Source organism: Clostridiaceae bacterium HFYG-1003, assembly GCA_024579835.1.
Lineage (GTDB): Bacteria > Bacillota > Clostridia > Clostridiales > Clostridiaceae > JG1575.
In genome coordinates, this window is the sequence record CP102060.1 from 1,487,514 (window position 1) to 1,500,518 (window position 13,005).

9 protein-coding genes are annotated in these 13,005 nt (G+C 49.1%); 3 read left to right on the forward strand and 6 right to left on the reverse strand.

From position 1 onward, the window contains the following. Positions 1–359 precede the first annotated feature (359 nt). From NQU17_06745 to NQU17_06755, 3 genes are all read left to right on the forward strand, one after another. Positions 360–1,316 carry a prolyl oligopeptidase family serine peptidase gene (locus NQU17_06745; GenBank protein ID UUM13248.1) on the forward strand — a complete coding sequence of 319 codons (957 nt, stop codon included), beginning with the start codon at positions 360–362 and terminating at the stop codon, positions 1,314–1,316. A 277-nt stretch (positions 1,317–1,593) separates the two neighbouring features. After that, the gene (locus NQU17_06750) at positions 1,594–2,823 is read left to right on the forward strand and encodes a DNA polymerase IV (protein ID UUM13249.1); all 1,230 of its coding nucleotides are present in this window, start codon (positions 1,594–1,596) and stop codon (positions 2,821–2,823) included. A 27-nt stretch (positions 2,824–2,850) separates the two neighbouring features. Further along, positions 2,851–3,114, forward strand: coding sequence for a hypothetical protein (locus tag NQU17_06755; GenBank protein ID UUM13250.1), 264 nt, complete (start codon positions 2,851–2,853; stop codon positions 3,112–3,114). A gap of 72 nt (positions 3,115–3,186) precedes the next feature. Here NQU17_06755 and NQU17_06760 read toward each other — a convergent pair whose 3' ends face one another. The 6 genes from NQU17_06760 to NQU17_06785 form a co-directional block, all read right to left on the reverse strand. Further along, a complete protein-coding gene (locus tag NQU17_06760) occupies positions 3,187–4,710 on the reverse strand; it encodes a VanW family protein (protein UUM13251.1) in 1,524 nt (507 codons plus the stop codon). Positions 4,711–4,777: 67 nt separating this feature from the next. Then, a complete protein-coding gene (locus NQU17_06765) occupies positions 4,778–5,452 on the reverse strand; it encodes a cytochrome c biogenesis CcdA family protein (GenBank protein UUM13252.1) in 675 nt (224 codons plus the stop codon). A gap of 3 nt (positions 5,453–5,455) precedes the next feature. Further along, positions 5,456–6,094, reverse strand: coding sequence for a TlpA family protein disulfide reductase (locus NQU17_06770; GenBank protein UUM13253.1), 639 nt, complete (start codon positions 6,092–6,094; stop codon positions 5,456–5,458). 202 nt (positions 6,095–6,296) lie between these two features. Next, positions 6,297–6,944 (reverse strand): fructose-6-phosphate aldolase, encoded by a 648-nt coding sequence (gene fsa / locus NQU17_06775; GenBank protein ID UUM13254.1) that lies wholly within the window; start codon positions 6,942–6,944, stop codon positions 6,297–6,299. 191 nt (positions 6,945–7,135) lie between these two features. After that, positions 7,136–10,840: a pyruvate:ferredoxin (flavodoxin) oxidoreductase gene (gene nifJ, locus NQU17_06780; protein UUM13255.1), complete on the reverse strand. Its 3,705-nt coding sequence runs from the start codon at positions 10,838–10,840 to the stop codon at positions 7,136–7,138. 477 nt (positions 10,841–11,317) lie between these two features. Beyond that, positions 11,318–12,901, reverse strand: a complete 1,584-nt coding sequence (locus NQU17_06785; protein UUM13256.1) for an MBL fold metallo-hydrolase — start codon at positions 12,899–12,901, stop codon at positions 11,318–11,320. Positions 12,902–13,005 lie beyond the last annotated feature (104 nt).

Genomic DNA, 13,005 nt, shown 5'->3' on the forward strand with positions numbered 1-13,005 from the left:
TAATTTTGTTATGGATAAAAATTATAGACTTCATAACTGAAAATCCTGAATTTCCTCGGTGCACCAACGGTTTAATGATAATCATAATCTTTTTGCGGGTTCATTGAGTGTTTTTTTCAAAAAGAGGGTCTGTTTTTGCTCATGTTCATAAATATTCAATAAACTCCTCCAAATCGCTGAATATTTATGTCTCAAATAATGAGGGTACTACAATCCCCGGACGAAAATGTTTTCATCGTTGCCAGGCCTTGATTCAGTCATTTTCAAGATAAATTTAATTATCTATTTTTAGTTCATGATTATGCGATAGAATAATGGTATCAATTTGATATCAGCATTATGCAGGAAAGGAGGTCCCCATGCCATTTCAGACAATCCTCATGATTCTGGCAGGTCTGGTCCCGGCCAGTGCCCTGCTCACTTCCGGAGGGGCCTGGCTCATTGCTGAGCGGATTATCCACCCCCCGAAGGATGACTATGAAGACATTGAAGCCGACTTGAAAAAGCGCCTGGGCTACAGCGAATCGGAATTTGCCCAGCTAAAAAGCATTCCATATGAAGAAGTGTCGATTACTTCAAATTACGGCTATCAGATCAACGGCCGCTTATTTGATCTAAAGTCAGATAAAAGCGTTATTCTGCTGCACCGGGAAGGCCGAAACCTCATTGCCTCCTATAAATTCCTCCAGTTATACCGAAAGCTTGGGTACAACGTCCTGATGTGCGACGCCAGATATCATGGTACCAGTGGCGGACTCAACTATACTTATGGCTATTTCGAGCGATGGGATCTGAAAGCTCAGGCTGATTTGATGTTCCAGCGGTATGGATCCGACTCGCTCCTTGGCTTTCACGGGGAATCAGGCGGAGCTGCTACTGCTCTCATGACGCTCTATCAGGATGAACGGATCGGCTTTGCCATTGCCGATTCTTCATTTTCAGAACTTCTGGAAGTCATGCTGGGACTTGAGGAGCGACTCCTTGGAACCCGTTCCAAAAAGCTGCTGATGCTCATTGACCAGATTATCAAACGGCGTGCCGGTTTTTCTTTGGCAAATGTTTCACCCCTCACCGAAATTCAGGCCCTGGAAGTGCCTGTCCTGTTCATCCATTCCGGTGCGGATCAGATGGTCCCCCCCAAAATGTCCAAGATCCTGGCCAGCTTCAAACTAGGATACAATGAGATCTACATCGCCCCCGACTCCCCTCACCTGTTAGGCTATTATCAGCATCGGGAAGAATATGAACGAAGAGTCGAGGCATTCCTTGACAACACCGAGAACCTTTACCGTCGATTCCACAAAACGTATATTTAACGAAACAGCCGACTCCAGTGGAGCCGGCTGTTTCCTGTATACGGTGTGTGATGTAACCAGGGAAACTGTAATGTACTCATGGTGACTGTGATGTACACATGGAGACTGTGATGTTCCCGTGGTGAGTGGTTAGCTTGGATGTTTATTTTGTGATAATTGATCCGCACTGATCTCAACGAATAATTGGAGTCTTCCGCTTTACATTAGAACATTTGTTCGATATAATGAAGCTGAAGATCCAGTTCATGGATCCAGTGAAACCAACAGGAGGCGGCTCATGGAATCCATTATTCTGCATGTTGATGTTAACTCAGCTTATTTGGCCTGGAGCGCCGTCTGGGATCTGGCTCACGGTGCTGTCCGAGATCTTCGGAAGCTGCCTGCCATCGTGGGCGGGGATCCGGAAAACCGGCACGGCATTGTTCTGGCCAAGTCAGTACCTGCCAAAGCCTTTGGCATCGTGACAGGTGAGACGCTGTTCTCTGCGTTGGCGAAGTGTCCTGATCTAGTGATTGTGCCTCCACGTTATCAGGTCTACGTCAAAGCCAGTGAGGCCATGGTCGAAATCCTGTCCGCTTACAGCCCCGTGCTGGAACGGTACTCCATCGATGAGTGCTTTCTGGATATGGGGCCGCTGGCCCGACCGGAAGCGCTACGCATCGCTCACCAGATTCGACGTGAAATCAAACGGACTTTGGGTTTCACTGTGAATGTTGGAATCGGAACCAACAAGCTGTGCGCGAAAATGGCCTCCGATTTTAAAAAACCTGATCTGGTCCATACGCTATATCCTGAGGAAGTCGAAGTCAAACTGCACGGACTGCCGATTGAAGACCTTTTTATGGTTGGTCCGGCACTGGCCAAACGGCTGCGAAACATCAACCTCTCAACCATTGGTCAGCTGGCTCGCTGCGATCGTGGTTTTTTGGCCGGTCAATTCGGCAAAATCGGCATGGTTATCTGGAATTTTGCCTGGGGCAGAGATTCCTCCAAAGTTCATCCGGAGGGCACGTTGGAGACAAAAGGCATGGGAAATTCAACCACCCTGCCTCACGATCTCACCGAACGTCAAGCCTGCCACCGCACGCTGCTGTCTCTGCTGGAAACCCTGGTGCCGCGACTCAAGGCAGCCGGTTTCCATACGACCTGCGTTGCGGTTCACTACACCACCACTGACTTCAAAACCCGGCGGCGTCAGCGTCAGCTGCCCCAGCAGACGGATTCCATGACTGCGCTTTATGAGATTGCCAGGGCCCTCTTTGATGAAATATGGGAGGGTCAGGCTGTTCGCAAACTCGGCGTCTCCTTCTCCCATCTGAGATCCAATCAGGTGGTTCAACTGTCTTTGCTTGATCTGGAACAGATTCAAAAAAAGAGAAGCTGGACGATACTGTACTGCAGATCCGGCAGCGTTTTGGGGATGATTCACTCATCCGGGGCACCTTCATCTCATCTGATACGAAACCATTCTCCGGCGGAGTGGATGAACCGGGCTTCAAATTTATGAACAGTAATCTGTAAGGCAGGGTAAACCATGGAAGTATTATTGATTCCCATTGAGGTGGTAGCCACCTTTTCCAGAGACGGCCGGATCACCCCCCTTCGCTTCCGCGTTATTCTGTCCGATGCCGGTTATGAAACGATCATGGTTGATCAGATCAGCCGCCGCCGCCGGGAACGCAGCGGAAAATCATTCATTGACATCTATACCTGCAGCGGACCGGTACAGGAACAGATCCGGATGTTTGAACTGAAATATGAGATTTCCACCGGCGAGTGGTTTCTCTATCGCATGTAGAACCGAACAAGGCCTGGAGCAGTTGAATGCTCCAGGCCTTGTTCGATTCATTCGTTTTTTAATGTGGTTTATTTATCTTGGACCATCCCAGCCTTTGGGGTATTGGAGAACTTTACGCTCGAAATACCATTTTTTATTCACCTGGCTGCCGACGCCCGTTCCGATCCGGCGGATTCCGTCTGAACGGCGATAGGTATTGTCCGTATACAGTTTGCGACTGATCAGCTTGCCGTTTTTATAAGTCAGCTTGTAGACTCGGGCTGACGAACCGTTATGGGGGACGGGATCCAGCACAATGGCTCCCTTGGGAATCGTAGGGTCTTTCATTTCCTTGATCTCAGCCTTTTCTTCTTTGTACACTTCCTGTTCGTACTTGTAGGAATAACCGCCCATGGCGTCGGCTGCTCCGTAGACATTGAAGGTCAATGTGTCTCCGTCGGCACTTGTCGTGATGTAGATCGGATCATCAAAAGGGTTTTTAAAGCGCAGATCCAGACTTGGTGCATAAATGACGGCATCCATGCCTGGAGGCAGGTACCCAATGCTCATTCCGTGATTTTTCCGCTGAGTCGGGGTAATGCCAAGCTTCAGAATAACATTGTACATGGTGGAAGAAACCTGACAGACTCCGCCGCCTGGTTCCGAAACCATGTCCAGTCCGACATATACACCGGAGTTCTGGAAGCCGTTGGATGTTCCGGCACCGCCGCCGATGGACTGATTAAAGGAGAATTCCTGACCCGGCATGATCAGACTGCCGCTGATCTTGCCCGCGGCATGCTTGACATTGAATTTTCTCGCGTCATAGGACCAGCCGTAGTTAGAGGAAAATCTGGCAATCCGTTTGTCGATCGCATCAAGCTGTGCCTGAGTGATGGTAACCGGAATTTTCGTGACCGGAACTTCTATGTAGGGATTGTTTTTCGGACTGAAGTCCACCGCTTCGCGGACAGCTGCCTGGAAGGCATCCCGATCAAGCACCTCTTCTGTGGCGCCGGATTTGAGCACCACTTTGCCATCAACCCGTTTGGCGGCAAACTGATGAGACAGAGCCGTCAGATTTTCCTGGATCTCTTCCATCATTTCCAGCACATAGCCATCATTGAATACCAGAACCGGGTCCAGTTCCAGGGGTTTTCCCTCCTCGATAAACTTCAGTTTCTCTTCGTCGGTGGCATCCTTGCCGTTGGCCAGGGCTTGCTGATAGACGGTTTCATCAATTGCTACTTCCAGTTTATTGTAGCTCATGTAGTTTTTCTTGTTGGCGTAGGAAAAACGAACCCGGCGGTCTTTTAATGGATCCATCAGTTCTTTTTCCACTTTTTTCTTTGCCTGATCGAGTGTAAGTCCGGAAACATCAATTTTATTAATGGTGGTTCCTGGATAAATCTTTTCTTCCCACTCTTTGAGTTTCGCCTGATCTTCTGGTGCCAGCGGCGGTTTTGTTGCCACCGGTACAGTTGTCGCGACGGATTGAGTCTGAGCGGGCTGGGTCACGGGAACTGTCTGGTTCGGGTTTCCCGGTGTAACTTCCATGGCACAGCCGCCAAGCACCAGCAGGATTGCCGGAATGATCAGTAATTTTGTCTTTTGCAATTCAAACCTCCATGATTCGGGACATCCTGTCGATGAACCCGCCTGTTCCATGCTGTCATAAACAGATTTAATAGAATACATTGGCATAAAAAGTAAAACGGTCCAATACCATCAGAATTCCCATGATTATCAGAAAGATCCCAGAAATTAGACTGATGGTCTCGTAATGTCGGCGGACACCTTGAAACACGCCGGTCAGATTGTTGAATAAAAGTGCGGTAACAAGGAAAGGAATACCAAGCCCCAGGCTGAAAATGAGCAGTTTGAATCCTCCGATCCAGACTGTGGCAGAATTCCCGGCCTGGATGAGAGCCGCGCCGAGAAATGCTCCCAGACAGGGACTCCATCCAAAAGATATGATAACACCAAACAGGAAGGATGAAAAGAAGGTCTGTCTGGCCGCCGGGCCATGGAATCGAAAATCACGATTCATCCAGCTGATCTTCAAAATACCCGTCATATTGAGCCCGAACAGGATCAGGAGTCCCCCGCCGACGCGCTGCAGGAGAAGACGCTCGGCAATTAAAAATTTGGCCAGAGTGGTGGCCGTCAGACCCAGACTGACAAAAACCACCGTAAAACCCAGGATGAAGCCCAGGGCGTTGGTTATCAGGGTCTTCTGGTTCTGTTCTCCCTGACCTGCCAGATAGCTGATGTAAACCGGAATCATCGGCAGAAAACAAGGTGAAATGAATGCCAGCATCCCTTCGATGAGCAACAGGATCAGTTCCGATGCATCCATGGCTTACTCCAGGTAGCTCAGGCCTTCAAGAACCTGTGACTTCTTGAGCATGCCCTGCTGATAGATATGGATCTGACCTTCCTCATCGACGAAAATTGTGGTGGGAATGCTGCTGATCTCAAGCATTTGGGCAAAATCCATATCTTCATCGTACAGCATGGTGGTGAACTCAAGGTTATTATCCTTCAAAAATCGATCTGCATTTTCCCTGGTCTCCAGTCCACCCTGGATATTTACCATGACGATTTGATAGTCATCCCCGGCTTCCCGGTCCAGTTCCGCAAAATCCGGCATCTCAGCCTTGCATGGTCCGCACCAGCTGGCCCAGGCATTGATAATGGTCTTTTTTCCGCGGAACGAGGACAGCTTCACTGTGTTGCCCTGAGCATCATAGACTGTTGCATCGGGCAGCATGACCGTTGGACGCTCTCCGGTCGAACCCGTAGGCTGAGTAGAAGCTCCTGTTGCCGGCGGGATTGTAGCCGCTGACGGCTGGGTCACATTCGGACCCGAGGTTGTTATATTCCCGGCCACCCCTTCCAGAGTTCCTTTTTTCACGTTTGCGTCATAAACGAGTTTCAGGCCTCCCAGAATGGCGATAAAAACAATAATCGCCAGAATTGATTTGATTTGCCTATTCATGATGGTGAATCTCCTTCTGACTCCGTCGGTAATCCATTCATTCTTAATTCCGGGAGTCTTTCTTTCCTCCTATTATACCAAAATTTGATTGCATCAAATTGATCTGCCGGCCTTTCACCATGAAAGTTCACGCAACGTATACAAAACCCCCTGTCAGATCGGAAACATTTCCAGACTGACAGAGGGGTCTCAGACTGATGGATTACAGGTTTTTAACGCCTTCCCAGTCTTTCAGGAACCGTTCGATTCCAGACGTGGTCAGCGGATGGTTCAGTGATTCCATGAGAACTTTATAGGGAACCGTTGATATATCAGCGCCAGCCAGTGCTGCCTGGGCGATATGACGGCGATTGCGGATCGAAGCCGCAATAATCTCGGTATCGATATCGAACATGTTGAAAATAGTGGCGATTTCTTCAATGAGGAGAACGCCGTCTATGCCCATATCATCGACACGGCCGATGAACGGAGAAACGTAGGCGGCACCAGCACGGGCAGCTGCCAGAGCCTGTTCGGCGGAGAAGACCAGTGTTACATTGACCTTGATGTTCTCTTTCTTGAACTGATGAGTCGCCTTTAAACCTTCTGCCGTCATCGGAACTTTAATGACGATATTAGGATGGATTTTAACCAGTTCCCGGCCTTCCTTCAGCATTCCGTCTGCCTCGAGTGAGACTACTTCCGCTGAGATGGGTCCATCGACCAGTTCGGTAATTTCCTTAATGACATCTTCGAATTTTCTGCCTTCCTTGGCGATCAGGGAAGGATTGGTGGTGACGCCAGAGAGCAGGCCGAGCTCTGCTGCCTTGCGGATTTCTTCAACGTTTGCTGTGTCTATAAAATATTTCATAGCTACCTCCAGATTAGATCATTTTTTTCCAATAACATCATACCATATTCTCTTTCATAGTCGAGAGGAAATCCTTCGATCCCGAACAGAGCCGCCTTGCCGGATGGCTGTCCCTGGCGATTCATGGCAGCGTGGGCAAAAGCAAGGAAACCAGGAGGATTCCCGGTTTCCTTATTTGACTTATTCAGGGTTTATTTGTCTGTTCCGGCATGATGTGTCGGAGCAGCCTCTTCCCCTTCCAGATTGTCGTTGTTTTCAGCCTTGGGCACGTCCTGACCAGCTTTGGGAGCTGATTCCGGGCTTGCTACCGCAGATGCATGAACAACCGTTTCAACCGGTTTGTCTTCGCTCTTTTTCAGCTCTGGCGCAACAGCGTATTTGGAGAAATCCATTTCTGTTAAGCGAACATAGCTGTCTCTGCGTTCCCGTGCGTCCTGTTCGGTCTTGGCGAACAGCGCTTCTGCTTCTTCTGGGAATGCTTTGAGCAGGGAAGCGTAGCGAACTTCTCCCATAAGGAAGTCTCTGAATGGCATTTTGGGTTCTTTGGAATCCAGTGTGAACGGATTCTTGCCCTGATCCTTGAGGGTCGGGTTGTACCGGTAGAGTACCCAGTAGCCGGATTCAACGGCGCGTTTGGTTTCTTCCTGGCTCATGCCCATACCGTTCTTGAGACCCTGGTTGATACAGGGAGCATATGCGATAACCAGTGACGGTCCGTTGTATGCTTCTGCTTCCGTGATGGCCTTCATCGCCTGGTTCTTGTCAGCGCCCATACCAATCTGAGCAACATAGACATAACCATAGCTCATGGCCATCATGCCGAGATCCTTCTTCTTGGTCCGTTTTCCGGATGCTGCAAACTTAGCGATTGCCGCAGTCGGAGTGGACTTGGAAGACTGTCCGCCGGTGTTGGAGTAAACTTCGGTATCAAGAACCAGAACATTGACATCCTCACCGGAAGCGAGCACGTGGTCCAGTCCGCCGTATCCGATGTCATAAGCCCATCCGTCTCCGCCGAAGATCCATTGGCTCTTCTTGGACATGAATTCTTTGTTCTTGTAGAGGAACTTCAAGGTCTCGTCATTGGAATCCTTGATGAGCGGCAGGATTGCATTCTTGGCAGCTCTGGATTCATCGGCCTTGCTGTAGTTTGCCAGGAAGTTCTCGAAGGCAGCCTTCAGTTCGCCTTCTGCCTTGCCTGATGCGAGGTAAGCTTCAACCATTCCCTTGATCCGTTCTCTCTGCGCATTATAACCCAGGTACATGCCAAGGCCATATTCCGCGTTGTCTTCGAACAGAGAGTTAGCCCATGACGGACCTTCTCCAAGGTGGTTGGTGGTGTAAGGAGTTGCCGGTGCGGAAGCTCCCCAGATGGAGGTACAGCCGGTGGCGTTGGCAATCATCATGCGTTCGCCATAAAGCTGGGTAACAAGCTTGACATAAGGAGTTTCTCCACAGCCTGCGCAGGCGCCGGAGAATTCCAGAAGCGGCTTCTCGAACTGGGATCCCTTGAGAGTCATCCGGTTCATCGGATTCTTCTTAGGAGCCAGGCTCATTGCGTAATCCCAGTTTGCCGTTTCATGCATCTGAGATTCGATTGGCTTCATGATCAGAGCTTTTTCCGGTGCGGGACAAACCTGAGCACAGTTTCCGCATCCGGTACAGTCGAGGACTGAAACCTGGATCTTGAAGTCAAGACCTTCGAAGGCCTTTCCGCCCATTGCTTTCTTGGTTGCAAATCCTTCCGGTGCGTTGGCTTTTTCTTCCTCGCTTACCAGGAATGGACGAATGACAGCATGCGGACAAACATAAGCACACTGGTTGCACTGGATACAGGCATCGATCTGCCATTCAGGCACATTGACTGCAATTCCGCGTTTTTCGAAGGCAGCAGTTCCCTGCGGGAAGGTACCATCGGCGATATCGGCAAAAACTGATACCGGGAGGTTGTCGCCTTCCTGAGCATTCATTGGAACTAGAACCTTGGAGATGAACTCCGGAACTTCTGCCTTGGCGGCAGCATCATCCGGCAGGTTCTTCCACTCCGGCTTGATTTCAATCTGAACCAGAGCGTTTACACCCTTGTCAATGGCTTCATTGTTCATGTTGACGATCTTTTCGCCCTTCATGCCATAGCTCTTGACCACAGAGTCTTTCAGATAACGCACGGCATCTTCAACCGGAATAACGTTTGCCAGCTTAAAGAATCCAGACTGCATGATCATGTTGATGCGGGTTCCAAGGCCGATTTCTTCAGCAATGGCCTGGGCATCGATGATGTAGAACTTAGCGTTCTTTTCAGCCAGGGTTCTCTTCAGTTTGTTCGGCAGCTTGCTTTCAACTTCTTCTGCTGCCCAGGGAGAGTTCAGCAGGAAGGTTCCTCCGTCCTTGATGCCCTTTAACAGGTCATACTTGTTAACATAGGAAGGATTGTGGCAGGCAATAAAATCAGCCTGCTGGATCAGGTATGGTGCCCGAATTCTGTTCTTTCCGAATCTGAGGTGGGAAACCGTAATACCGCCAGATTTCTTTGAGTCATAGGAGAAATAACCCTGTGCGTACAGATCGGTATGGTCACCGATGATCTTGATGGCGGATTTATTAGCGCCAACCGTTCCATCGGATCCAAGACCCCAGAATTTGCACTGTACAGTGCCTGCCGGAGTGATATTAACTTCTTCTGCGGTCGGCAGTGAAGTAAAGGTAACATCATCAACGATACCTACGGTAAATCCGTTCTTCACTTCGTTGCGCTTGAGGTTATCGAATACGGAAATGATCTGGCCCGGGGTCACATCCTTGGATCCCAGTCCATAGCGTCCGCCAACAATTTCCGGCCGATTCTCAACATCGTAGAAAGCGGTGCGGACATCCAAATAAAGGGGTTCGCCGTGTGCGCCTGGTTCCTTTGTCCGATCCAGAACTGCGATCTTCTTGGCAGTCTTTGGCACGACATCCAGGAAATGCTTCACTGAGAACGGACGATACAGATGGACATTGACCAGTCCAACTTTTTCACCCTTGGCTACGAGGTAGTCTACAACTTCCTCAGCCGCGTCACAGACAGATCCCATAGCGATAATGACATTTTCTGCGTCTGCTGCTCCATGATAGTTGAACAGACCATAATTTCTGCCGGTTACTTTGCTGACTTCATGCATGTAGTTCTCAACAATGGCTGGAACTTCATTGTAGTACCGATTGGAAGCTTCTCTGCCCTGGAAATAGATGTCCGGGTTCTGAGCGGTTCCTCTGGTGACAGGGCGTTCCGGGTTCAGAGACTTGGAACGGAATTCCTGAATCTTGTCCCAGTCAACCATTTTGGCTAATTCTTCATCAGTCCAAACTTCGATCTTCTGAACTTCATGAGAGGTACGGAAACCATCAAAGAAATTCAAAACCGGAAGGCTGGCCTTAATCGCCGTCAGATGAGCTACTGCGGAGAGATCCATGACCTCCTGAACACTGGATTCAGCCAACATGATAAATCCGGAAGCTCTGGCTGCCATGACGTCCTGATGGTCGCCGAAAATCGACAGTGCATGGGCTGCCAGTGCTCTGGCCGCAACATGGAATACACCGGGAAGCAATTCACCGGCAATCTTGTACATGTTGGGAAGCATCAGCAGAAGTCCCTGGGAAGCTGTGTATGTGCTGGTCAGAGAACCTGCCTGCAAAGAACCGTGAACTGCTCCGGCGGCTCCTGCTTCGGACTGCATTTCCACGACTTTTACGACCGTGCCGAATAAGTTCTTTCTTCCTTTGGAGGCCCATTCGTCTACTGACTCAGGCATTGGGGAAGACGGTGTGATCGGATAGATCGCAGCTACTTCTGAAAACGCATATGATACGTGAGCAGCAGCGGTATTTCCATCCATGGTTTTGATTTGTCTCATGTCTGTAATCTCTCCCTTACATGAAATTTTTTTGAAATTCCCTGATTCCGGCGGACAGCTCAATAATAAAACAGCTGGCACGGGATCACTCATTTCAATGATACACGATTATTTTGTTATAAAAAAACGTCTCCGTCTTTATAATTATATACTATTGTTAATAAAATGCAACAGATTGGCCTGCCTCAATTAAATCGATTTACATCGACTGAATCATTGGTCCGTGCAGAAAACAGCCCAAAATCTCCCGAACCGGAACATCACGCGTTGATTTAGTTCACAATTCTGTTCAAATTGTCAGAACTCAGAAGAAAAAGAATGCTCCGGAGCAAACCCGCGGAGCATTCTCTGAATGATATAGATATCCGAGTTAATTGATACAGATATACGACATCCCTGGAAGCGATTACCTGAAGAATGTAACAGATCCCGTTCTTCCCTGTGGGACAGGCTGACAAATCAATGGATGGAATCGAATCAGTGATGATTGGTTTTTCTGGCATGAAGCAGCGCTCTGATTTCATCCAGAATCTGTTCATCCGTCATATTGTTCAGATCCATCTGACCGATGGATTCCAGAATCCGTTCCTTGAACCGGGAGGTAAAACGAACATGTTCTGCAGGAACAATCGTTGTCTTTTCCGGTCGTTCCAGATCTTCCTTGGAACAACAGTCTACAATGGTGCCTTCTTTCGGTATGGCCACCTGATAGCCTTTTTCCCGGAGTCTGGCTGACAAAACCGCCTGCGCATCGTCATCGCCGTGCACAAGGAAAATTTTCTTTGGCGGGTTGACGGTAAAGGCTTCGACAAACTCAATCAGACCTCTTTGATCCGCATGACCGGATAAACCTGTCAACTGTTCAATTCTGGCTTCAACGGCAATTTCCTCTCCAAATATCCGAACTTCTTTCTTTCCGTCCAGAATCAGTCGCCCCAAGGTCTGTTCTGCCTGATACCCGACAAAAACCACCGTACTTTCGGGACGCCAGAGATTATGTTTCAAATGATGGCGAATTCGCCCAGCCTCGGCCATGCCTGAAGCGGAGATGATGACCAGCCCTTCCCGGGTCCGGTTGAGCTTCATGCTGTCTTCCACGCTGTCCGTGAAATGAAGCTGTGGAAAACTCAGCACATTATCGCCATGCTCCATTCGCTCCTGAGCATGCCGGTCAAAATATGCCTTATGCTTTTCAAAAACGGCTGTTGCCTTGCTTGCCAGCGGGGAGTCAACAAACACGCGGGTACGCTTATCCAGCTGACCGTTCTCGGCGAATTCATTCAGAACGTAGAGGATTTCCTGCGTACGCCCCACTGCGAAGGATGGAATAATCACATTTCCGCCATTTCGAATCGTAGAATTGATGATACCCAGCAGCTTCTGATTTTCATTTACCTGTGGTTCATGGAATCGATCTCCATAAGTGGATTCCATGATTAGAACATCCGCTTCGTCAATGTAGCGAGGTTCCCGCATCAGGGGAATGTTGTGGTTGCCGATATCTCCGGAGAAGACGACCTTGATCTCGTCGCTGCCTTCTTCCTGAATCCACATCTCTACAAACGACGAACCGAGCATATGACCTGAATCCTGGAAGCGCAGCCGGAAGCCTGGGAAAAGGACAAGCTGCTCATTGTAATCCAGGGTCTCAAACAGTTTCAGCACGGCTTCGGCGTGCTCGATGGTGTAAATCGGTTCTTCCAGCGGTTTCCGGCCTCTCTTGCGATGGCGGTTTTCTCGTTCAGCATCCTGTTCCTGGATGAAAGCGGAGTCGCGAAGCATGATCCCGCAAAGATCGTACGTCGGCGGGGTAGAAATAATTCGTCCGCGAAAACCTTTTTTATAAAGCATCGGAATTCGACCCGAGTGATCAATATGGGCATGAGACAGAATCAGGTATTCAATCTTCGCCGGATCAAACGGGAATACGTCATTTCCACGGATCTTTGCATCCGCCCCCTGATATAAACCACAATCCAGAAGAACCTGATGTCCGTTCACTTCCAGCAGATGGGACGAACCGGTCACTGAACCGGCTGCACCAGAAAATTTTAATTTCATTCCTACCTCCAGTAATGCATCGTATTTGGTCTTAGCATCGAAATGGGTCTAAGTCTTTTAAATAAATTATCTCAGTAAGATATTGCCAACTCTGCTTTCATTAT

Bases quoted from the DNA above. Each gene is read 5' to 3' on its own strand.
- NQU17_06770 (UUM13253.1), bottom strand. From the start codon at position 6,094: ATGAATAGGCAAATCAAATCAATTCTGGCGATTATTGTTTTTATCGCC.
- NQU17_06765 (UUM13252.1), bottom strand. From the start codon at position 5,452: ATGGATGCATCGGAACTGATCCTGTTGCTCATCGAAGGGATGCTGGCA.
- nifJ (UUM13255.1), bottom strand. From the start codon at position 10,840: ATGAGACAAATCAAAACCATGGATGGAAATACCGCTGCTGCTCACGTA.
- NQU17_06755 (UUM13250.1), top strand. From the start codon at position 2,851: ATGGAAGTATTATTGATTCCCATTGAGGTGGTAGCCACCTTTTCCAGA.
- NQU17_06750 (UUM13249.1), top strand. From the start codon at position 1,594: ATGGAATCCATTATTCTGCATGTTGATGTTAACTCAGCTTATTTGGCC.
- fsa (UUM13254.1), bottom strand. From the start codon at position 6,944: ATGAAATATTTTATAGACACAGCAAACGTTGAAGAAATCCGCAAGGCA.
- NQU17_06745 (UUM13248.1), top strand. From the start codon at position 360: ATGCCATTTCAGACAATCCTCATGATTCTGGCAGGTCTGGTCCCGGCC.
- NQU17_06785 (UUM13256.1), bottom strand. From the start codon at position 12,901: ATGAAATTAAAATTTTCTGGTGCAGCCGGTTCAGTGACCGGTTCGTCC.